The sequence below is a fragment of the Micromonospora sp. HB375 genome (assembly GCF_017872985.1).
GTDB lineage: Bacteria > Actinomycetota > Actinomycetes > Mycobacteriales > Micromonosporaceae > Micromonospora > Micromonospora chalcea.
The window spans coordinates 2,813,541-2,836,536 of sequence record NZ_JAGGJO010000001.1 but is presented as its reverse complement, the minus strand read 5'-3'; the positions used below and the strand labels follow the sequence as shown (position 1 = coordinate 2,836,536).

12 protein-coding genes and 2 CRISPR repeat arrays (1 of these 14 running past the window's edge) are annotated in these 22,996 nt (G+C 70.0%); of the genes, 3 read left to right on the top strand and 9 right to left on the bottom strand.

Annotation, left to right across the window (positions count from 1 at the left end; genetic code table 11):
- Window positions 1-5,174: a CRISPR direct-repeat array (repeat unit 37 nt; unit sequence GTTGCGATCCTCGCCCGCCGCGGAGGGCGGGCGCAGC) (it extends 522 nt beyond the left edge of the window).
- Between the two features lie 125 nt (window positions 5,175-5,299).
- From cas2 to J3R08_RS13065, 9 genes are all read right to left on the bottom strand, one after another.
- Window positions 5,300-5,590: a CRISPR-associated endonuclease Cas2 gene (gene cas2 / locus J3R08_RS13105; RefSeq protein ID WP_209961334.1), complete on the bottom strand. Its 291-nt coding sequence runs from the start codon at window positions 5,588-5,590 to the stop codon at window positions 5,300-5,302.
- A 1-nt stretch (window position 5,591) separates the two neighbouring features.
- Window positions 5,592-6,617, bottom strand: coding sequence for a type I-C CRISPR-associated endonuclease Cas1c (cas1c, locus tag J3R08_RS13100; RefSeq protein WP_209961332.1), 1,026 nt, complete (start codon window positions 6,615-6,617; stop codon window positions 5,592-5,594).
- Complete coding sequence (locus J3R08_RS32715) at window positions 6,610-6,963, bottom strand: Dna2/Cas4 domain-containing protein (RefSeq protein WP_280841890.1); 354 nt, start codon at window positions 6,961-6,963, stop codon at window positions 6,610-6,612. Before J3R08_RS32715 ends, cas1c begins: the two co-directional genes overlap by 8 nt.
- 315 nt (window positions 6,964-7,278) lie before the next feature.
- On the bottom strand, window positions 7,279-8,160 hold the full coding sequence (cas7c, locus tag J3R08_RS13090) for a type I-C CRISPR-associated protein Cas7/Csd2 (protein WP_209961330.1): 882 nt from the start codon (window positions 8,158-8,160) through the stop codon (window positions 7,279-7,281).
- On the bottom strand, window positions 8,157-9,983 hold the full coding sequence (gene cas8c / locus J3R08_RS13085) for a type I-C CRISPR-associated protein Cas8c/Csd1 (RefSeq protein ID WP_209961327.1): 1,827 nt from the start codon (window positions 9,981-9,983) through the stop codon (window positions 8,157-8,159). The genes cas7c and cas8c overlap by 4 nt, the downstream gene beginning before the upstream one ends.
- Window positions 9,983-10,672, bottom strand: coding sequence for a type I-C CRISPR-associated protein Cas5c (gene cas5c / locus J3R08_RS13080; RefSeq protein WP_209964194.1), 690 nt, complete (start codon window positions 10,670-10,672; stop codon window positions 9,983-9,985). The genes cas8c and cas5c overlap by 1 nt, the downstream gene beginning before the upstream one ends.
- A 252-nt stretch (window positions 10,673-10,924) precedes the next feature.
- Complete coding sequence (gene cas3, locus J3R08_RS13075) at window positions 10,925-13,189, bottom strand: CRISPR-associated helicase Cas3' (protein WP_209964191.1); 2,265 nt, start codon at window positions 13,187-13,189, stop codon at window positions 10,925-10,927.
- A 217-nt stretch (window positions 13,190-13,406) separates the two neighbouring features.
- Window positions 13,407-16,331: direct repeats of the CRISPR family, unit length 37 nt; unit sequence GTTGCGATCCTCGCCCGCCGTCGAGGGCGGGCGCAGC.
- A gap of 473 nt (window positions 16,332-16,804) precedes the next feature.
- The gene (locus tag J3R08_RS13070; RefSeq protein WP_209961325.1) at window positions 16,805-17,782 is read right to left on the bottom strand and encodes an aminoglycoside phosphotransferase family protein; all 978 of its coding nucleotides are present in this window, start codon (window positions 17,780-17,782) and stop codon (window positions 16,805-16,807) included.
- Complete coding sequence (locus J3R08_RS13065) at window positions 17,782-19,155, bottom strand: tetratricopeptide repeat protein (protein ID WP_209961323.1); 1,374 nt, start codon at window positions 19,153-19,155, stop codon at window positions 17,782-17,784. The genes J3R08_RS13070 and J3R08_RS13065 overlap by 1 nt, the downstream gene beginning before the upstream one ends.
- Before the next feature lie 844 nt (window positions 19,156-19,999).
- Between J3R08_RS13065 and J3R08_RS13060 the strand changes: the two genes are divergently transcribed.
- The 3 genes from J3R08_RS13060 to J3R08_RS13050 are packed head-to-tail and all read left to right on the top strand — an operon-like array spanning window position 20,000 to window position 22,981.
- Window positions 20,000-20,737: a GPP34 family phosphoprotein gene (locus J3R08_RS13060; protein ID WP_209961321.1), complete on the top strand. Its 738-nt coding sequence runs from the start codon at window positions 20,000-20,002 to the stop codon at window positions 20,735-20,737.
- A gap of 37 nt (window positions 20,738-20,774) precedes the next feature.
- On the top strand, window positions 20,775-22,268 hold the full coding sequence (locus J3R08_RS13055; RefSeq protein WP_209961319.1) for an APC family permease: 1,494 nt from the start codon (window positions 20,775-20,777) through the stop codon (window positions 22,266-22,268).
- A 14-nt stretch (window positions 22,269-22,282) separates the two neighbouring features.
- Window positions 22,283-22,981, top strand: a complete 699-nt coding sequence (locus J3R08_RS13050; RefSeq protein WP_209961316.1) for a GNAT family N-acetyltransferase — start codon at window positions 22,283-22,285, stop codon at window positions 22,979-22,981.
- Window positions 22,982-22,996 lie beyond the last annotated feature (15 nt).

The following is a 22,996-nucleotide window of genomic DNA, read 5'->3' as shown; positions in this document are numbered from 1 at the left end:
AGTTGCGATCCTCGCCCGCCGCGGAGGGCGGGCGCAGCATGAGCGCGTCGTGCCGGTCGGCATCAGTCTTGCGTTCGTTGCGATCCTCGCCCGCCGCGGAGGGCGGGCGCAGCGCGCCACTTCCTGGCCGGCCGCCGGCCGCTCGACTGACGTTGCGATCCTCGCCCGCCGCGGAGGGCGGGCGCAGCACGCTGGCGCGCATGGTGATCGGGTCCGTCTGGGTGGGGTTGCGATCCTCGCCCGCCGCGGAGGGCGGGCGCAGCCACCCAACATGCAGGGCCGCGCCATCCACCCCACGGAGTTGCGATCCTCGCCCACCGCGGAGGGCGGGCGCAGCGTCTCGATCGGCGTACACCGAGGCTGGCCGGACACGTCGTTGCGATCCTCGCCCGCCGCGGAGGGCGGGCGCAGCAAGGATGTGACAGCGTTCACGTCGAGCGGCGACCCGTGGTTGCGATCCTCGCCCGCCGCGGAGGGCGGGCGCAGCACCAGGAGCTGACCGCGGCGCGGCGGGCGGACACCGCGTTGCGATCCTCGCCCGCCGCGGAGGGCGGGCGCAGCGATCAGCTCCTTCGTCTTCTTCCCGTACATGTCGTGGATGTTGCGATCCTCGCCCGCCGCGGAGGGCGGGCGCAGCTCGCCGCCCAGCAGCGGCCCCGGCGGCAACGGCGTGTAGTTGCGATCCTCGCCCGCCGCGGAGGGCGGGCGCAGCTCGCCGCCCAGCAGCGGCCCCGGCGGCAACGGCGTGTAGTTGCGATCCTCGCCCGCCGCGGAGGGCGGGCGCAGCCGGCCCGGGCTGGTCCTCGACGGTGGGGGTGTCGATGTTGCGATCCTCGCCCGCCGCGGAGGGCGGGCGCAGCGCCGTCAACCCGGTGATGTCGTAAACGACACCCGGCAGGTTGCGATCCTCGCCCGCCGCGGAGGGCGGGCGCAGCGCAACGCCTCCTCTGCGTCCGCGTACGCCTGCCCGGGGTTGCGATCCTCGCCAGCCGCGGAGGGCGGGCGCAGCCCCAGGTGGCCACCGCGTACGAGACCTGGAAGGCCGAGTTGCGATCCTCGCCCGCCGCGGAGGGCGGGCGCAGCGTCGTTGTCGTCTGCGCTCATAGCGCTACTCCCTACGGTTGCGATCCTCGCCCGCCGCGGAGGGCGGGCGCAGCTCGGGGGTAGCGCTGCCCTTGCCCGCGCCCTTGCTCGGTTGCGATCCTCGCCCGCCGCGGAGGGCGGGCGCAGCTGGCGGATCCGGGCGAGGGCGTCGGTCTGGGCGATGCCGTTGCGATCCTCGCCCGCCGCGGAGGGCGGGCGCAGCGACCGCGACCGCCGCCGCGTCCCGCCTCACGAGGTCGTTGCGATCCTCGCCCGCCGCGGAGGGCGGGCGCAGCCGCCGGCTTCCCGGCCTTGGCGCCCGGGTCCTCCGACGGTTGCGATCCTCGCCCGCCGCGGAGGGCGGGCGCAGCGCGGCCGTCACGTGCTGCTCGGCCAGCGCCCGCAGATCGTTGCGATCCTCGCCCGCCGCGGAGGGCGGGCGCAGCCGCCGGCTTCCCGGCCTCGGCGCCCGGGTCCTCCGACGGTTGCGATCCTCGCCCGCCGCGGAGGGCGGGCGCAGCATGATGACCATAGGCCCCCACCTTGCGGTCCTGGTGTTGCGATCCTCGCCCGCCGCGGAGGGCGGGCGCAGCGTGCCGGCCCGACCGGACCTGCTTGTCGTCGAGCAGGTTGCGATCCTCGCCCGCCGCGGAGGGCGGGCGCAGCGGACGGCGACCCCGGCGGACCCGCCGGAGTGGCCGTAGGTTGCGATCCTCGCCCGCCGCGGAGGGCGGGCGCAGCGCCTCGGACCGGCGCGCGTGCACGGCGTGCGCCATCTTGTTGCGATCCTCGCCCGCCGCGGAGGCCGGGCGCAGCGACCGCCGCGGCGGCTGGACCCGCTTCTTCACCGTCCAGTTGCGATCCTCGCCCGCCGCGGAGGGCGGGCGCAGCGACCGCCCGCATCGCTCTCCGGAGGTCGATCCGATGTTGCGATCCTCGCCCGCCGCGGAGGGCGGGCGCAGCAGCCGCACACGCCCGTCCTGGACGCGGTACACCTGCTCGTTGCGATCCTCGCCCGCCGCGGAGGGCGGGCGCAGCTTGCCGACCAGCGCCGGAGCCGCCGCCTTGACCGGCTTGTTGCGATCCTCGCCCGCCGCGGAGGGCGGGCGCAGCTTGCCGACCAGCGCCGGAGCCGCCGCCTTGACCGGCTTGTTGCGATCCTCGCCCGCCGCGGAGGGCGGGCGCAGCTGCTTCTCGACCCACACGGGCGTCAGCCGGCTCGGCGGGTTGCGATCCTCGCCCGCCGCGGAGGGCGGGCGCAGCTACCGTCAGCCGACGCCATGACCGGTTACCGGTTCAGGTTGCGATCCTCGCCCGCCGCGGAGGGCGGGCGCAGCGACGTGCAGCCGTCGACGCTCGCCCTCGCGCTGGAGTTGCGATCCTCGCCCGCCGCGGAGGGCGGGCGCAGCATCCGGTCGTACTCGTCCGGGTAAGCGTCCCACCACGCGTTGCGATCCTCGCCCGCCGCGGAGGGCGGGCGCAGCCGCCCGCCACGATGCCCGGCTCGTCACCGGCCAGACCGTTGCGATCCTCGCCCGCCGCGGAGGGCGGGCGCAGCCTACGCCGTGGAGGTGGCGCTCCAGCAAGCCCAATGGTTGCGATCCTCGCCCGCCGCGGAGGGCGGGCGCAGCGCGAGGCCAGCAGCTACACCTGGGCCACCAACGCCAGCCCGTTGCGATCCTCGCCCGCCGCGGAGGGCGGGCGCAGCGGCGCGGCGCCAGATGCCGGTGCGGTCGTCGGTCCAGTTGCGATCCTCGCCCGCCGCGGAGGGCGGGCGCAGCGGCGCGGCGCCAGATGCCGGTGCGGTCGTCGGTCCAGTTGCGATCCTCGCCCGCCGCGGAGGGCGGGCGCAGCTCGTCCCGGTGGCGGCTGTCGTGACCGACCCGTACGAGGTTGCGATCCTCGCCCGCCGCGGAGGGCGGGCGCAGCACCCCCACCGAACAGGGAGAAGTGATCATGAAACCTGGTGTTGCGATCCTCGCCCGCCGCGGAGGGCGGGCGCAGCACGACGGCGTGGCGGACCATCTCGGCGGTGAGCTTGGTGTTGCGATCCTCGCCCGCCGCGGAGGGCGGGCGCAGCAGCCGAACTTCACCGCGGCGGCGCCGGTCGCGCCGGTGTTGCGATCCTCGCCGCCGCGGAGGGCGGGCGCAGCTAGTCTGCGCCTGGCTCAGCGTCCGGTAGATCGAGGTGTTGCGATCCTTGCCCGCCGCGGAGGGCGGGCGCAGCAGGCGTCCAGTCCGGCGGTGCTGTCGACCTGGGCGATGTTGCGATCCTCGCCCGCCGCGGAGGGCGGGCGCAGCGCGCCTCGAAGTCGAGCCGTTCCCGCCGGCCGCCCCGCAAGTGTTGCGATCCTCGCCCGCCGCGGAGGGCGGGCGCAGCCATCTCGCGCCGCTGCTGCTGGCCGGCCTGTCCCCGGAGTTGCGATCCTCGCCCGCCGCGGAGGGCGGGCGCAGCAGCCACCCGCCGATGAGGTTGACGACAAGCATGATGAGGTTGCGATCCTCGCCCGCCGCGGAGGGCGGGCGCAGCGCGGCCGCGTCGACCGGCTCGGTCAGGGCGTCGCTCCAGTTGCGATCCTCGCCCGCCGCGGAGGGCGGGCGCAGCGTCCCCGACCTGGACCTGTCCGGCGTGCGGAAGACGTTGCGATCCTCGCCCGCCGCGGAGGGCGGGCGCAGCCTCACGAGGGCGTCCTCGAAGTCGGTGACGTTGTCGAGTTGCGATCCTCGCCCGCCGCGGAGGGCGGGCGCAGCACCTCGGCATACAGATAGGGCATGGTCGATCCCCCCTAGTTGCGATCCTCGCCCGCCGCGGAGGGCGGGCGCAGCGTACCGAGCCGCTCGACCGAGGTGACCGTCGGCCCGGCGTTGCGATCCTCGCCCGCCGCGGAGGGCGGGCGCAGCAAGGCTCCGGCGCCGAAACCGGCACCGGCCACACCAGCGTTGCGATCCTCGCCCGCCGCGGAGGGCGGGCGCAGCGTCGGCGCTTTTCCCGCCGTCATGCCGGTCAGCTCACCGTTGCGATCCTCGCCCGCCGCTGAGGGCGGGCGCAGCTCAGTGACCCGGTGCGGTACGTGGCCGATCAGTGGGAGTTGCGATCCTCGCCCGCCGCGGAGGGCGGGCGCAGCGACGATCGGCGCGGCGACGTACCAGGGCAGGACCAGGTTGCGATCCTCGCCCGCCGCGGAGGGCGGGCGCAGCTCCACCGCGTTGCGGGCCAGCAGCGCGGCGCCGAGTTGCGATCCTCGCCCGCCGCGGAGGGCGGGCGCAGCGGTCGACGCTGACGAGACACCCGCACACCAGCCGCAGGTTGCGATCCTCGCCCGCCGCGGAGGGCGGGCGCAGCACCAGGTGACCGCCGTCCTCGGCGAGCGGGGAGCGGGCGTTGCGATCCTCGCCCGCCGCGGAGGGCGGGCGCAGCTACGGCTCCACCACGCCCGGCGGGGCGTGGGTCAAGACGTTGCGATCCTCGCCCGCCGCGGAGGGCGGGCGCAGCGTCAGGGACGGCAGACTCTCGCCGCTCGCCTTCACGCCGTTGCGATCCTCGCCCGCCGCGGAGGGCGGGCGCAGCCTGCGGCACCGGCGCTCACCACCTCGACGGGCGAAGAGGTTGCGATCCTCGCCCGCCGCGGAGGGCGGGCGCAGCTCCTCCATGACCAGCAGCGCCCGCACCTGCTCGTCGGTGTTGCGATCCTCGCCCGCCGCGGAGGGCGGGCGCAGCGTCGGTGACGTACTTCGCGAGGTGCCGCACGCACCGGTTGTTGCGATCCTCGCCCGCCGCGGAGGGCGGGCGCAGCTACGGCCCCGACGTCGACCACGCCGTCGGCACGTACGTTGCGATCCTCGCCCGCCGCGGAGGGCGGGCGCAGCGGCCCGTCGGGTGGGCGTGATCGAGGTGACGAGCTGATTTGCGATCCTCGCCCGCCGCGGAGGGCGGGCGCAGCCCAGGCCACCGCCGCCGCCACCCGGTACCTGGCGCGGATTTGCGATCCTCGCCCGCCGCGGAGGGCGGGCGCAGCCCGGGCCGCGTCAACGGTGGCCGGGAGTCGGCGCATCTTTTGCGATCCTCGCCCGCCGCGGAGGGCGGGCGCAGCGGCTCTTGAACAGCCGAAATACGTAGCGGACAACAACACCGAGTCGATCTTGCGTGGCATTAGTACCGATTGGAGCCATTCACTGCTTCGGAACCCCCTGCCTTGAGCGTGCGCACTGGAGGTTCCTAGATCACTAAGGGGCCCCGAGGATCTACCTGCCGGGCACGGCCGAGGTGTTCGACGTCGTCGAGTGCCTGTGCGGGTAGCCGGTAGATACGGACGCTGTCGAGAGCCGGGTCGATCGCCCGGGCGAGAGCATCGACAAGTTTCACCTTGTCAGGCTCGCGGCATACGACCTCGAAGACGGATTTCTGCACGCGGTGGCCATACGCTTCGCAGATTTTTGCGACCTTTCGGAGACGCCGCTGGCCCGCTTGCGTGGCCGTCTCGACGTCGTACGTGATGAGCAGGTCCATCTCAGTTGACCGTCCAGGGCCGGTACGCCTCGATGTCTCCGCGCAGGTGTCGGGCGAGCAGTCGCGCCTGCACAAGCGGCAGGACCGCCCCTTCAACCTCGCGCTGGAGGTGCGCGTGGGGCCAGGCCCGCCTACGGCTGGTCTGCCAGGCGTTCAGCACAGCCTTACGTCCATTGTCGGTGAGCCGGTAGGCGCCGTTGGGTAGTTCCTCGAAGTCGGCACGGTTCACCTCCTTGCGGTTGAGGAGGGTGAGCGCAAGGCGATCGGCGAGCAAAGGTCGGAATTCTTCCATGAGGTCGAGTGCGAGCGCCGGCTTTCCAGGTCGCACACCGTGCAGGAACCCGATGTACGGGTCAAGCCCAACCTGCTCAAGGGCACCTTGTACGGCTACCCGCAGCATGCCGTAGAGGAAGGAAAGTAGGCAGTTGACGGGGTCCGTGGGCGGACGTCGATTGCGTCCCGCGGGCTGCCACTCTTTGCCGCTGAGGAGGTAGGGTAGGGCAGCAAAGTAGTCGCGTGCAGCGATGCCTTCAACGCCCAGCACCTCGTCGATGGTGCTGGCGGCAGCAAGTAGGTCGAGGCGTTGTGCGAGGAGTTCGGCGCTGGCACGCAGTGCGGTCTGCCGGTGTCCGGAGGCGTCACGGGCGGTCCGGAGGAGCACCTGCCGGCAGTTGTGGATCTTTCCGGCGACCATGGCGACGGCCAAAGCATGGCGCCGCGTGGTTGTCTCCGCAGCCTGATGTTGGGCTCGCCGTAGGAGTGGATTGCCGTTGGTGGGTCCTGTGACGCGGGCGCGGAACCGGCCGTTGGCGGTCAGCCAGCTGACCGGTCTGCTGTCGTCGGCGCAGCGCAGCAGCAGGTCGTCGGTGATGGTGACACCGCCAAAGAGGACAAGGCTGTCCAGGCGGGACAGGGGTAGTAGCCGCCGGCCGGTCTGTTCGGGGTGGTAGACGCGAACGGTATCGCCGTCGAGGTGCAGGCTTGTGCCTGGTGTCTGCACGTAGAGGGTATTGAGTAGTTCAGTCACGCCACTGTCCCAGCGGTCGAGGAGTGAACAGGTCGGTCGGGCGGATACGACCGTCGGTGATTTCGGGTAGGCAGTCGTCGCGTAGCGAGCACTTGCGGCAGCGTCGATCGTTACGGGCTGCCGGAAGGCGGGGTGCGGCGAGCAGCGCCCGGATTTCGTGTGCTGCCTGAATGACTCGGTCGAGCAGGTCAGGGCTGATGGTTACGGGGTGTCGACGACGTTCGGCGACCGAATAGATGTAGCCGACGGGCACGTCGAAGCCGACCTCGATCAAGCAGAGGGCTTGGCCGCCCAGTTGCAGCTCGGCTGGGCCACCGGGTTGGTAGCGTCCGACCTTGTACTCCACCGGGGTCGCCTGGCCGGGGCCCCGCGTCTTCCGGCCGCGGCCGGATGAACTCGACTACGTCACAGATGCCACGCAGTCCATGCACCTCGCTGGCGACCGGTAGCGCCTGCACGGTGGTCAGGCCTGCACGGCGGTTTAGGCCGGGTAGGTGGGCGTTGCGGTGGCTGAGGTCGCCGCGGACGGTGTCGGCGCTTTCCGACCAGATACCTTCCACGTGGATCAGGGCGGTCTGGCGGTGGCAGTAGTCGTAGTGCTCGAGCGCGGACAGCGGCACTTCCCTTAGGGCAGTGCCGCTGTCCGCGAGGTCGGTGTAATTCACAGCCAGAGGTCGACGAGCTTGGTCAACTCGACTCCAGCCGGCAGTTCCGCGTCGTCGACCGTGCGCGTGTAGTCGGTGTGAGTGCGGGGCGCCTTGTCATCGTTTGTGCGCTTCAGCGTGATGCGCTGGGTGAGGGCGGCGGAGGGGGCGACGCCGAAGGCGTCGGGGTGACTGAAGACGTAGAGCCCGCACAGTTTCATCTCGCCCCGAGTGGCGGCCCGGTCATGGTCGAACATGACCGTGATGGCCTGCCAGAGCGCTGCGAGGTCGTCGCTGGTCACACCAGTCTTCGCGGCGCGAGGAGCGGAGTAGAAAGCGTGGGCCCGATACAGACCGTACGGAACGGTCCATTTCGAGCCGATCTCCGTGCTCTCGCCGTTGTTGATGTCCTCCTGGCGAGTCTGGGTGACGCGGGTGATGGTGTGGTCGGTGGGCAGGATCGGGTCGATGCTGCGGGCGAAGGTGAGTTGGACCGGACCACGAACCTGCCCGGCGCCGCGGGCTTGTCCAGCACCGCCGCTCTTGCCAGTGCTGAGCACCCCGCCGAACATCCGAATGTCGAAGTAGTGCTCGCACATCCACTGCTGCGCCTGGTCGGCCTTACCGGGGTTGGCCGTCAGGGCCTCCTGGATCCGCGTGTTCAGGGCGAAACCGGCTTCGACGAAGATGCCGTAACGCGGGTCGTCACCGCGCATCAGCGACACCGTGTCTCGAATCTTGCGCTTAATCGCCACGTCGGTGACGAGGCCCTGGCCCGTTTCATCGTCGGTGCGCGGCTGGTTGCCGGCGTCCGGGTCCCCGTTGGGGTTGCCGTCGCTGACGTCGAACAGCAGAACGGCGTCGTGGCGTCGGGTCGGGTCCAGGTGCGCGGCGCTCATGCGTCGTCTCCTTCCGGGTTGGTGGTCGATGCCTCGTCGGCGGGCTCAGGGGGCAGGTCGGTGTTCTTCTTGTTCGCGGACGCCGCGATTCGTTCGGTGCGCATGTCGGCCCGCTGCTGGTGGTAGCCGAGGATGAAGTAGGCCTTGTCTGTCAGGACCGCCTGGCTCGGAATGGCGTCGAGCTGGGCGAACAGGTCGTCGAGCCGCCGTTCGTACGCCTGCGACCAGGTGGGCCGACGCAGCGGTCCACGGAGGCGTTTGAGCCAGGCCTGCACGTTGCGGCGGCCGGCGACGATGACGACCTGCGGGTTGTCGATGGCCCGGCCGAAGTAGCGTTCGGCGAAGGTGGTGTTCAGCTTCTGCTCGGCGACCCGGGACACGGTCCGTTGCAGGTCGTCCATGACGGCGAAGATGCGGCCGGACACGTAGGCGCGCGTCGGGTTCTCCACGTTCAAGGTCGGCGTCAGCCTTTCTCGGTCGTGCTGGGGCAGGGTCGGGTGGCGACGAAGCGCGAGTCGGATCAGCGCGGCGCGGGCGGGATCGAGCCGACCGTCGATGCGGATGCGGTTGATGACATGGTTGAGCAGCTTCGGCGGCAGGGGCCGTTTGAGCAGCGCGGCGCCGAGTAGCCGGTGGAAGAGGTCCGGGGGCCGATGTTCGCCGGACTTACCGAACTTGGTCCAGGTGCCAGGTCCTCCGTTGCGTCCGGCTTCGAACCGCCCGGCCGCCCGAGCCAACTGGGAGACCCTTATCTGGACGACCTCCCCGGTCCACGCGTCAACGATGCAGTGGTCGTCGAACCAGGCGCGTACGTTGTCCTTGACTTGGTGGACCGGCTGCTCCACCCAGTCCCGCACGACCACTCGGGCGACGTTGCCGCCGACGGTCACCGAGCAGTACTTGGACGCATCCTCGACGGCCGCTTCCAGGCCGGCGGCCGGGCTCGCGACCAGAGCCTGAATGTGAGTGGGGTCCAACTGCTCGACCATCGCCCAGGGGTCGAAGGTCGAGCCTCCCACGACCCACCAGGCGAGTCGGGCGTTCTGGCCGGGCAGGGCGGTGCTGTGCTTCGGATCGGAGAGCAGACCGGTCAGTGCGGTCATGAACTTCAGCCCGCAGTCGGTGCAGATCGGGGTGTTGGTGAGAAACTTCTGCAGCTCGTAGCCGTGCACGGCTTCATTCATGCTGACCAGGGACGCGTTTTGCGTAGCCCCGGGCACCCACCGCCGGGGGATCTGCTGCGGGACGGTCTTCAGCAAAGGCTGCACCTGCCCACAGACCAGACACAGCCCCATACGGCCGGAACCCTTCCGGTCGCCCGCCACACCAGCCCAGAACCTGCGCGCCTCGGGAGTGTCAGCTGCGTAGGCGCCGTAAACGGAGAACCCGATGAGGTCTCCCCTGCTCCAGTCAGCCGGACGCGCAAACGCTGTCGCATGCCCGTTTCGGTAGAACGCGTCGATCGCCCCTGCCGGGCCGGCTGGCTCGGCCGCCGCCCAATCCTGGATCAGCCTCCGAAAGGCCTCGTGCTGCTTCGCGACCCGGGCCGGCTTAGCCTCCTCCGCCAGCCAGCCGAAGACATACTCGCCGTTGTCGACGGCGAGGGTCGGTGAGATGCCAACCGTACGAGTCACCGCCGGCACCAGGCGGGGCGCACCGAACCGCCGATTCGGGTCGTCCTTGTCGGCCGTGTCCACCAGGTCACCGCGGGGTGCGCCGTCGCTGCCGATGTCCAGCATCCACCGCACCGGCTTGCGGGCATAGAACGCCGGGACGACATCCGTGCTGGTGTCCGCATGCTCGACGAGACGTTGGAGCAGCACTAGACCACCTGGCCCTGCAACGGCAGCGCCAGCTCGATCCCCCGCTCGGGTACGTAGAGAACACCGGCGACAACCCGAGCCGCGAACCACTCCATCCGAGGCTGCCCAGCCGTCCCGTCCCAGTGAACGGAGTGCAGCATGATGCCGATCTCCTCGTTCACGTCCGCCCGCCCCGTGTCATCCGGCCAGCCGAAGTCCGCGCTGAACTCCCGGGTCCCGAGATACGGCTGCTGAAAACACGCCCCCTTGCGGACCCGACGCCGCAGCTGATCCCGATACGCCGCAACCGGCTTGTCAGCATGCGGCGCCAACTCGATGTGAGCATGGATCCGGTACGCCACATCGCGAAGACACACCGCGTTGCGCTGGTCCCGGTGAGCAGCAGCGTCCACCCGGCGCGAACCCTTGATCGCGTCGGCAAGCGGCGCCACGTCGGAAGTCTCGTTCCGCCGCACCGTGAACTGCTTGACCGGCTTGAGCACCTCGATAGCTACGATCCGGTATCGCATCTCCGGCTTCCAGAAGATCGACTCCAGAACCCCGACCGCGGCCGAAGGCGTCATCACCGGATAGCTGACCCGCTCTACCTTCAGCTCAGGCCTCGAGAACAGTGCCGCCTCGCCGCTGACCTGTACCGCGATGGGCAGGTCACCCTCCGGACTTCGCCTGAGAGTTAGACCGTTGACCACATCCGTCGTCACACCACAACTCCTCTACTTCGGTCCGGCGGAGTGGACCGGATCCCCGATCGAGGGACCGCCAGGTCGTGGAGAAGCAGCCTCCTCGAACAACGGGTGTGAGGATTCACGATCGGTACGACAAAAGCAGCCGTCGAGGCCCAACCGACCTGAGTCTCATATTTGACACTTGACCGAACAGGTGTAGAGGTATACGAACGTCTTCACAGCTACGTAGCCGTACAGTTTTCGCTCTTCGGCCCGTCAGATGACGAACTGCTCCGGCCCTGGGTCGAGGTCGATTCCCGTGGCGTCGTCGTACCCGCCAGTCCACTCGACGAGCACGCCTTGCCGCGCCGAACCGCTGCCGATGATCGGCCGTAGCGAGGCCATCACCTCGGGTCGCCGGAGGATGCTGGGGTGAAGGCTCGTCGTATAGGGCTGCAGTCGGCGCAGGCTTGCCAGGTCTGGGATCAGTGCCCTGCGGAGTTCTTCGACCAGGTGCTCTAGGTCCTGGCGCTGATCCAGCGTCTCAGCGCCCTGCGGCGTCACGACGCTGATGCCATCGTCGCTGATCATGCGGAAGGCCTTCTTCCGATCGCGCTGCCCGGTGCCGGCGTCGATCGGCCCGTCCGTCACAGTCTCGAACTCCCACCGCTGACGCGCCTGCTGGATGAGTTGGCCAACGTGCTGGGCATCGGCGAGATTCAGCGTGCCGTACACGTCTTGGTAGTAGCGTCCTAGCACCTCAGGGTCATCCGGCTCGGCATCTTCGTTACCGGGCCCGAAATGGCGCTGCGTGCAGCCCACCAAGGTTGCGTAGGTGGGCGGTTGCCCGCCGTCCACCGGCGCGAACACCACTACCCGGCCACCGTCGGGCATTCGCCCCTCACGGTTCGCACGCCCGGCGGCCTGGAGGATCGAGTCGGCCGGCGCCATCGCGCGAAAGACCACGGGGAAGTCGACGTCTACACCCGCCTCGATCAACTGTGTGGCTACCAGCAGGACCCGCTCGCCCCGAGAGAGTCTCAGCCGTACCTCCCGAAGCACTCGCCGCCGGTGGTCCGGGCACATGCGGGTGGACAGGTGCCAGGCCACGCCGCTCGGTTCCGCGTCACGCCACTGCTCGAACACCGTCTTCGCGTCCGCGGTGGTGTTGACCACGACTAGCGCCGCCGATTGCACGGCCGCTTCAGCGGCGATATCAGCCAACGTTGGCTTCGGGTCAAGCTGCCACTCGTATCGCACCCGCCGCAGGTCACTGACCAGCTTCGGAGTGTCATGCACGAGGTCGACGCACGGAACGTCTCGAAACTCCTTCAAGGCCCAGAAGCTCGGTTGTGTCGCCGAGGACAGCAGCACCGTCGCGCCGAAGTGCTGCACGAGCAGCCGCAGCCCATCGAGAATCGGTGCCAACATTGGGTACGGCAGCGCCTGCACCTCGTCCAGCACGATCACGGAGTTGGCCAGCCGGTGCACCCGGCGCATCGCCGACGGCTTGCGGGCGTACAACGACTCGAAGAGCCTGACAAACGTAGTGACGACGAAGGGGGCATCCCAGTTCTCAGCAGCCAGCCGCGCCCACCGGCCCGCGCTCGGGTCGTCGAAGTTGACCTGGCTGTGGTGCTCAAGGATTACCGGCTCAGCATCGTCCTCAGCGAGCATCTGGCGGTACACGTCGGCGTTCTGCTCGGTGATGGTCAGGAAAGGAACTGCCACGATCACCCGACGCAGGCCGTGCTTAGCCGCGTGCCGTAGCGCGAAGCCGCCACTCGCCAAGGTTTTCCCGGCCCCTGTCGGTGCACCAAGGCGGAACACACCGCGCCCCCGCTCTGCCGCCGCTAGACAGTCCGCGTAGACCTGTTCCCGCAGCCCGCCGATCGCCGTGGCTCGGCCAGAGAGATGGTTACGCCGACGCTGCTCGAACAGCTTGTAGAGATGCCCGAAGTCTGCGTCGGGGCGAATTCGAGGTTGAGCCAAACCTTGGAAATGGGCGCTGGTGTCCAAGCTGTCTGCGTCGACCACAGCGCTGTAGCACAACCGCAGTGCCATCTCTCCCGCCAACGGATCGGATCGCCATCGATCGGGTACAAGATGGCCGAGGTTCTCCGGCAGGTCCGGTAGCAGCCTAGCTAGTTGCCCCTGGGCGGAGGCTACGTTCGCTGGTGCATCAGCCAACCTGCGTTGCACCGTAGGAAGTAGGCGAGGTGTATCGATCAGTCCGCCATGATGACCGAAGATCGCGTTGGCGAAGCCGCCCAGTCCACGTTCGTTCGCCACCCACGTTCCGAACGCCTTATGGTCGATACCGACGGGAGCGCCGGTGGCCGCGGCAGCAGCGAGCTTGTCCTGCCACGCACAGGCTGCCTTGCCCACGTCGTGGAGCGCGCCCAGCCAGTAGGCCAGATCACCTCCGCCGAACGATGCAGTAAACAGCTGTGCGAGCTCGGCAGTGCTCTGAAGATGATCCGAGAGCGCATGCCATGGGCCACCGCCAGAAGCGGGGCTATGAGCCCAAAGAGGCGTCATGTCAGACACGTGCGATCCTAATCTCGTGACGGCCGGCTGCGTCTGCCACGGTTAGAGATGAGGCGGCCTAAAAATGGCTTGGTGCCCACACCATGGATGCTTTAGGTCGCTGATTGTAGCCGCGTAACCCGCCGAGAAGGATGTCGGCTCCTCGACGCTCACCCGGAAGAACCCCCAGATGGCAGGCACCACGCCGCCGCCCTTCATCGGAGACGTTGTTGCGATCCTCGCCCGCCGTCGAGGGCGGGCGCAGCTCTCGGTCACGGCGCCACCACCCGGCGGGCCGGCACAACCGTTGCGATCCTCGCCCGCCGTCGAGGGCGGGCGCCGCTCCAGTGCGGCCGGTGCGGCAGAACCTTCGAAGTGGTGTTGCGATCCTCGCCCGCCATCGAGGGCGGGCGCAGCATGGGCTTCGCGCCGGACACCGTCGACCAGCTGGTGCTGCGATCCTCGCCCGCCGTCGAGGGCGGGCGCAGCGGCTCGGTGGCGGTGAGCGTGCGGCTGAGGGCGTTGTTGCGATCCTCGCCCGCCCTCGAGGGCGGGCGCAGCTCGGTGGCCGGGCCACAGTCCCGGTCCACCTTGATCTGGTTGCGATCCTCGCCCGCCCTCGAGGGGCGCAGCTCGGTGGCCGGGCCACAGTCCCGGTCCACCTTGATCTGGTTGCGATCCTCGCCCGCCCTCGAGGGGCGCAGCTCGGTGGCCGGGCCACAGTCCCGGTCCACCTTGATCTGGTTGCGATCCTCGCCCGCCGTCGAGGGCGGGGCGCAGCCTCCTTCATCACCACGCCGACCAGGCACGGCAGCTCCTCGTTGCGATCCTCGCCCGCCGTCGAGGGCGGGCGCAGCGTCCAGCCGTACCGCGATCCGCAGACCCGGGCCGCGGTTGCGATCCTCGCCCGCCGTCGAGGGCGGGCGCAGCGACCGCGTTGGGCATGACGCCCGCCGGCCGTGGCGTGTTGCGATCCTCGCCCGCCGTCGAGGGCGGACGCAGCTGCCGGCGCACGACGACGAGCCGCCGATCGGGTGGTCGTTGCGATCCTCGCCCGCCGTCGAGGGCGGGCGCAGCCCTGGCGCGCGAGGTGCACGCCGCGCTCGACGGCATGTTGCGATCCTCGCCCGCCGTCGAGGGCGGGCGCAGCACCGGCTCGCCGGCCGGTGGAGCCGCCACATGCCGGAGTTGCGATCCTCGCCCGCCGTCGAGGGCGGGCGCAGCGAACGTGTTCCTCATGGGCGCCGGCGGCTGCACCTGCGTTGCGATCCTCGCCCGCCGTCGAGGGCGGGCGCAGCCGCAGACCGCGCGGTTCACCCTCGACAACCGCGACGGGTTGCGATCCTCGCCCGCCGTCGAGGGCGGGCGCAGCGGGAGGGCACCGATGCCACACGAGCACACCAGCACACGTTGCGATCCTCGCCCGCCGTCGAGGGCGGGCGCAGCTGGGTGCAGCGCGAGACCGGCGAGCTCGACCGCAAGGGCGTTGCGATCCTCGCCCGCCGTCGAGGGCGGGCGCAGCCCGGCGACTCGGCCGGTTCGGCGACGCCGCACGGCGCGTTGCGATCCTCGCCCGCCGTCGAGGGCGGGCGCAGCCGGGCATGCCGATACGGGGCCGGGGAACCGGGTCGGAGTTGCGATCCTCGCCCGCCGTCGAGGGCGGGCGCAGCGCTGTGGCAGGAGGTCACCGCAGACGGGCCACCGCTGTTGCGATCCTCGCCCGCCGTCGAGGGCGGGCGCAGCGTGGTCGTGGATCCAGACCATCCAGTTCCTCGACGTGTTGCGATCCTCGCCCGCCGTCGAGGGCGGGCGCAGCCGGTCGGTACGGCCCCTCATTTCAGGGCGGGAAATGAGTTGCGATCCTCGCCCGCCGTCGAGGGCGGGCGCAGCTGGCGGCCACCGACGACAAGGCGAAGTGGCGGCACCTCGTTGCGATCCTCGCCCGCCGTCGAGGGCGGGCGCAGCAGGTCGCCGCGCAGCTCAACGCCGAAGGCCGCCTGACGTTGCGATCCTCGCCCGCCGTCGAGGGCGGGCGCAGCCTTGTCGCCGTGGTCGTACAGCCCGGCGGCCAGGAGGTTGCGATCCTCGCCCGCCGTCGAGGGCGGGCGCAGCGGCTCCTCGTCCCACTCTTCCTTGATGACCCGGAACATGTTGCGATCCTCGCCCGCCGTCGAGGGCGGGCGCAGCGTCGAGGGCGCCGCGCAGCGACCTGCGCTCCGCGTGCGGGTTGCGATCCTCGCCCGCCGTCGAGGGCGGGCGCAGCCCCTGATGTGACTCAGCGTGACACCCCCACGGGGGTTGCGATCCTCGCCCGCCGTCGAGGGCGGGCGCAGCATGCTCTGACCCATCGACAACACAGGTGGGCCAGAAAGTTGCGATCCTCGCCCGCCGTCGAGGGCGGGCGCAGCACGAGCACGAGCGCCTGCCCGGGGCCGTCGACGTCGGCGTTGCGATCCTCGCCCGCCGTCGAGGGCGGGCGCAGCGCGCGTTCGGCCCCGCAACCGAGGCAGCCGTCAAGGCCGTTGCGATCCTCGCCCGCCGTCGAGGGCGGGCGCAGCGACCAGTAGAAACAGATCGGGCGGCGATCCGGCCCAACGTTGCGATCCTCGCCCGCCGTCGAGGGCGGGCGCAGCTCCATCACCGGCTCCAGAGAACGACCGCGCCGACGACGTTGCGATCCTCGCCCGCCGTCGAGGGCGGGCGCAGCACGCGATCGCGCCGGTGGTCTCGCCGTTGAAGGTGAGCGTGTTGCGATCCTCGCCCGCCGTCGAGGGCGGGCGCAGCTCCCGATCTCCGGCCGCGTAACTATTGGCGACCGTGCGTTGCGATCCTCGCCCGCCGTCGAGGGCGGGCGCAGCGGCCCCTTGCCGGTCTTCTGCGGCGCCACCGCCTGCGTTGCGATCCTCGCCCGCCGTCGAGGGCGGGCGCAGCGATCCGGAGGAGGCGGACAGCCTCACTCCTAACGGGGTTGCGATCCTCGCCCGCCGTCGAGGGCGGGCGCAGCGGCCCGGACTGCGGTGGAGGATCTGGCCGGCCCGGTCGTGTCGCGATCCTCGCCCGCCGTCGAGGGCGGGCGCAGCGACTGGCCGGTAAGGTCGGCGCCGCCGGCGAAGATCCGTTGCGATCCTCGCCCGCCGTCGAGGGCGGGCGCAGCGGTTCTTGAGCAGTGAAAACGTATCGCAGGCGGCTTTCCTCAGGTTGATCTTGGGCACCCTTCATCCCGATTCACATCTATTGCCGCCTAGGAACCTTCCGCGTCGAGCATGACTGCTACAGGTTCCTAGATCACCCAACCGTTTGGCCTGCGGGGCGGAGCCACGAGGCGAGCTCTCGGAAGTAGTACAACGCGCGTTAGCCCAGGGCGGCGCCGTCGGCAGCGAGCTATTCGGCGTACAGGCCAAGCGGACCGGAGCACTTCAGGAACCCCAGTAAACATGCAATGCCGTCCAGCGCCCTGAAAGGCAGTAGGTGCCTGTGGACTTCCTCTTCCGACATCCTCGACTCCCTTCGACGAGTTGTACGCAACGTCATCGGCCCCATCCATGCCGCACACCCCTGAGACACGCGACTCCGGCGAATTACGTTGATGAGCAACGGCCAGCAATCCGAAACAGAGCTACTCAGGCCTTACCGATAGCGATGCCAGATTGCCTTGAAGTCGCCGTCAAATAACGACCGCAGCCGATAGAACAACTCGCCTGCCACTTCGGGGCGGCCAGCAAGGGAATCAATCGTACTGGTAACCAGCTGCAGCTCCCGCACGCCGCGCAGGACCGGCCAACCCGCCCAGCCGGTGAGGTCAATCCCGTACGCCTCGACAAAGCCCTGGTAGTCAATACGCGACCGTCCGAACCGGGTAGCGCCGTGGGCGGTCGGCACAAGATCCCACTCCCGCGGGCCAATGCAAACCCCGTCCAGGTCACAGAGCAAAGGACTTGGACGAGCCATCGTTTTGTCGGCTGGCAGCGGCAGCAGGACGTTCCCGGTGTGAGCATCGCCGTGGATGACGCCCCATGGCAGCTGCCACGCCACCCGATCGAGGCCCTCTTCCGCGTCATCGCAGCGCCGGTGAAGGTCGCGCAACAGGTCCGAGGCGGTAAGCCCGAGTTCAGCCCTCGACCACTGATCTAGCTCTTCCGCTTCCCGTGGCGGGAGCGACGCGGCAGCGGCAAGCCGACGACGGAACTTGTCGATCGGCGACCAACGCGGCAACGCCACGTCAAGATGGTCAAGACTATGCAGGGCACGTAGCGGCGCAGCGAGATCGGCAGGCTTCGGCTCGTCGCGAACCGTGGGGACGTACTCCCAGACCGTCGCGACCCAGTCTCCACTGAAGATCGGTTGAGGGGCCACGCTCAACGCAATCCGCACGGTTGGCATCCCTGCCTCTGCCAGACACCCAGATACCGACACCACGCGCTGGGCTAGAGTTGCGGCGTACTGGCCAGAAGCAAGTCGGATCACGAACGGCGGCGCCTCGAACACCGCATTCATCGTGTACTTCACGAGCCTGGCACTATCCAACTCAATGCCGAGCTGCGAACAGATGTCGCTCAAATGAGCACGGAGCTCTGAGGCGACAGCGTCGCTGAGCGCGGTGGTCATCAGACCGCCCGCAGCTCCGCGAGCCGGCTACCGAGAGCGGCGAGCGCTGGCTCCCGCTCGGCTTTGGGCGCGGCAAGCGCCCAGAGCGCGTCCAGACGATCGTTGACGCGGGCCGACCGCATCCCGTCCGCCACCAGCCCCACCGCCTTCGTGCCGTACTCGCCAGCGGTTGCGAGATCACCGGCAAGGATACTCGCCGTGGCGACGGAGATCGTGTCGAAGATGAACGATCGTCGGTCCTGGGGCCGGCGCAGCTGCACCGCCCGTTGGGAGTGCTCGGCAGCCTGATCCACGTATCGAACGTGTTCCGGATGACGGGCGAGAGCGGAGTAGACGACGGCTGAGATCCCATGTGCATCGGCTTCGGTGAGCGCGAAGTGGGTCCAGGCGGGCGCCGTTTCGGGGTCGGCCTGGTCGAGTTCGCGTCGTGCGCGGGACAGGCTGTCGACGACCTGGTGGTCGGCTCCGAGGAGGGCATACGCCCATGCGGAGTTGGCGTGCAGTATGCCGACACTGGCATGGCACCCGGCCTGCTGCGCGGCGAGCTGGCCGAGCCCGAACAGTTGGAGCGCCTCTCCCGGCTGCCCTTGGTGGAGACTGACCCGTCCCAGGCGGTACAGCGTGTTGGCCAGCAGCGGAAGCGAATTCGTCTGCCGCGCAAGGACGAGGCTCTGGGTGAGATGCCGACGCGCCATGTCGTGGTCGTCGAGGTCGTGCGCCACCCAGCCAACGAGGTTGTGCAGCTCGGCGAGAGCGGCACGGAGATCGGCGGCGACGTCATCGGCGCACTTCACCTGTAGGAGCTGCGTCGCCCATGCCACGTAGCCGCACGCGGATTGCAGGCACCGGCCACCTCCGGAGGCGGCGTCGAGCCGGCGGTGGAAGGCGGTAACGGCACGAACTGTGGCTACTTCGTCCGGACCGACGGCGGCCGGGATGGCGCTTTTCTGGGAGTTGGGCAGCCAACGTTCCACGCCTTCGGGTATCGCTCCTACCGCGATGCTGGCGACGATCCCGAGCAACTCGTGGGGGTCGAGGGATCCGGTAGTGCGGGTCGACTCAGTGGCGTCGCCCCGCCGATGTTGGAGTGCCTGATCGTCGAGAGCGAGCCCCATGAAGTGGCGCGGGATTGACAGCCCTTCGGCGATCCGCTCCAGCACCGCGTAGTCGGTGACGATGCGGCGTCCAGCTGCGATTTCCGAGACCCGGCTGGCGCCCAGCCCGGTCGCCGTCGCGATCGCAGACCAGCTGAAACCGCGTTCCTTGAGGAAGCCGAAGACAGCCGCCATGTCGTGACGCGCGAGATGTACGCGTACGGCTGCGCCGCGAAACGTGCCCTCGTGCCACCACTGCGGTCTGACGACCCGGTGCATGGATGGTCACTCCCTCCGACCGCGATTACTGCGCACAGTAGTCGTTCGGGAGCGAGATGTCCGGCCCGACGCAGCCGTTACCGGCCGTCGTCTCACAGTGGGAGGCCCACCGTGAGGCGCTCACCATTGGCTAGCTGAGCGAGCGCGGCATCGACCAAGGTCGTGCCGTGCAACCCAGACGCCACCCCAATCTGAGGGTCCTCAGCCAGGGCTCTGCCGCTGACGGCAGGCAGTTTCCAGCAGTGAGACTCGGAGCCGACTCGGGCTCTCGGGCCAAGAATGGCCGTCGGCGTGGGGTGAGGGCTGTCCGGAGCCGCACCGGCCGAGCGCGCGGCACGGGAGCCTACGCGCGGTGGTCCGAGACTGCTCACGTACATGAGCCGGGTGCGCGGTCGGCGTCGGGTAGGGCCCGGCCGCGCACCCTCATGAGGAGGTGTCCGGATGACTCACTTCGCATGGCCCGTCCCTCCAAAGCACCGACAGTCGTACGAGCTGATCAGGGGCCGCGGCGGAGGAGCAGCGTCCGTTGGAGTGCTTGGAAACGCGGTGACTCACATCCTCTTCCGGCCGCGCCCGGGATCGCCGCTGCAACGGCCACGCCACGCCTCCGCGCCGTGACCGGCGTCGAGGAGAGCGACCGGCCCGTCGATCGCTTCGACTCGGCCCGCAGGACGCTGCTCCAGCACGTCGCAGGCCGGATGTGTTTCCAGTGCAGCGACGGCCGCTGCCTCCAGCGCGAGTGGGCCGTGGCTGAGCTGTCCCGTCATACCGGTGGCCGTCGCCTCCTCGTACGGCTCCGGCTTCTTGACCCTGCAGACGACACGATTCAGGAAGGCCAGCCGCGGTGAATCCAGCCCTCGGCGCCGCTGACGAGCACGCCGCCTCGTATGTCCGTTCCGAGCCTGTCCCGGTCCCCCGTCCGGTGCCCGCCGGCGCCGCCTCCGAGCGGACCGGCCGGATCGCGGACGAGTTCTTCTTCATGTGCCACGACGACCGGACCGGTCGCCCTCGGTTGTTCGACTCGGCGTTGGCGCACGGCCTGGCCGCTGGGCTGCTCATCGAGCTCTACTACGGCGGGCGGATCACGTTCGAGCGCGGGCACGTGCGCGTCAAGGACATCCGGCCGCCGCAGGATTGGCTCCAGCACCTGGTCCTGGACCGGATCGCGGCCGAGCAGCAGCACACCGCGACCCGGGTGTGGCTGGCCTTCCTCGGCTCGTCCGCCTACGAGCAGGTCGCCCAGCGGATGTGGCAGTCGGGTCTGGTGCGACCGCAGCAGGCGGGCCCGTTCTGGCGGCAACGCACCCTGTACGTGCCGATCGACATCAACACCGCGGCCTGGTCGTGGGCGCGGCTGTCGCAGCATCTGCGCAACGGCCGGACCCTGAACGGCGTGGACCTCGCCCTGGCCGGCCTGGCGCTGCACACCCAGCTGGACACGACGCTGCTCGACGGCGCCTCGCCAGCGGTGCGCTCGCATCTGCGGCGGTTGGTCGAGCAGTCGTGGCCGCCGTTGCGGGATCTACTCGCCGATCTCGGCAGCGTCGTCGGCGGCGCGGTCCTGAGCCACCGCACCTCCTGACGGCAACACCCCATCCACTCTTCGTGAAAGAGACCTGATGTCGCATTCGACTACTGACACTGTTTCCGAGGTTCTGGCGCGCGGCCGGCTCGGGATCCCCTCGGTGGTGTTCTTCGTCATCGCCGCCGCCGCGCCGCTGACGGTGGTCGCCGGCGGTGCGACCACCGGCTACGCGGTCACCGGCGTGGCGGGTATTCCGGTGGCGTACCTTGTCGTCGCCGCCGTGCTGGCGCTGTTCTCGGTCGGGTTCGTGGCCATGTCCCGGCGGATCGTCAACGCCGGCGCGTTCTACACCTACGTCACCCGAGGGCTCGGCCGTCCGGCCGGTGTCGGCGCGGCGATGGTCGCGCTGGTGGCGTACAACGCGATGCAGATCGGCCTGTACGGCGGGTTCGGCGCGGTCCTCGCGACGTTCCTGCGCGATCAGTACGGCCTGCACGTCACCTGGTGGGTGCCGGCGCTGATCGGGTGGGCTGTAGTCGCCGTGCTCGGCGTGCTGCGCATCGACCTCAACGGCAAGGTCCTGGCGGTCATGCTCGTCGCCGAGTGCGCGGTCGCGCTGGTCTTCGACGCGGTGATGGTCGGGCACCCCGCCGGCGGGACGGTCACCTTCGACACCCTCGCCCCGTCGCACATCCTCGCCGCGGGTATCGGCGCCGCACTGGTCACGGCCATCACGGGTTTCGTCGGCTTCGAGGGCACTGTGGTGTTCTCCGAGGAGACCCGCGACCCACGTCGGACGGTCGCCCGGGCCACCTACATCGCGGTGGCCGCCACCGGCCTGCTCTACGGCCTGTCCGCCTGGGCGATGTCCGTCGCCACCGGCTCGGACAGGATCGTCGATGCGGCCCGCACCGACGGCACCGACCTCATCTTCAATCTCGTCTCACCGCACCTCGGGTCCAGCATCGTGACCGTCGGGCGGGTCCTGTTCATCACCAGCCTGTTCGCCGCGCTGCTGAGCTTCCACCACACCGTCGCCCGGTACCTGTTCGCTCTCGGCCGGGAGCGGGTCCTGCCCGGCGTACTGGGCCGGACCAGCCGCCGCACCGGCGCCCCGAAGGCCGGGTCGATCCTGCAGAGCATTCTCGCGGTGGTCGTCCTCATCGCCTACGCCACTGCCGGCGCGGACCCGATCGTGCACCTGTTCTTCTGGGTCACGGTGACCGGTGGCCTCGGCGTCCTGATCCTGATGACCGTCACCTCCGCCGCCGTGATCGGCTTCTTCGCCCGCATCGCCCACGGCGAGGGCTGGTGGCCTGCCTTCGCCGCGCCGCTGCTCGCCACGCTCACGCTGACCGGGTTTCTCGCCGCGACGCTACGGGAGTTCGACATCCTCCTCGGCGTCAGCGCGCACTCACCGCTGCGCTGGCTCTTCCCGGCCACCTACGCCATTGCCGCCCTCGCCGGCACCGCCTGGGCGTTGGTCCTGGGCGCAGTGCGACCGCAGGTCTATGACGCCATCGGACTCGGCGCCGACAGCGCCACCGCGCCCCTGCGCCGCACCGACAGCTTCCGCCTGCCGGTCTGAACAAGGAGCTCACCATGACCGTCCCCAGCACCGGCGTGAGCATCCGTCGCGCCACTCCCGCCGACATCGACCCCTTGGTCTCCGTACTCGTCGACGCGTTCTTCGACGGGCCGGTCGCCGACTGGCTGGTCCCCGACCATGACGACCGTCGCGCCGTCTACCGCCGGTACTTCACCCTCGTCCTGCGTCACGGTCTCGCCCACGGCCACGTCGACACCACCACCGACCGGTCCGCCGTCGCGATCTGGTACGCCCGGCCCGAACCCCCACCCGCGGCGCCGCCGGAGCACCAAGCGGCGGTGGAAGCCGCCACCGGACCGTACGCGCCGAAGTTCACCCTCCTCGAGGCCATGTTCGACGTGTTCCACCCCCGCGAACCGCACCACTACCTCGCGTACGTGGCGGTCAGCCCCGACCAACAGAGCTCCGGCGTCGGAACCGCCCTGCTCGACAGCTACCACCGCCGGCTCGACGCGCTGGGGCTGCCCGCCTACCTGGAGGCCAGCAACATGCGCAACCGCAGGCTGTACCTGCGGCTCGGCTACCGGGCTGGACCGCCGCTGATCCTGCCCATCAGCGGACCCACGATCTGGCGGATGTGGCGCGGGCCGGCCGACGCCGCCGGCACGGCGGCGTTTCCCGACACCGAGCAACGACCACGTCGGCGAACCCAGCCGACTGCCGCTTCAAGCTCCGTCCGCATCGGGCGGTAGGGGTGACGCGTCACC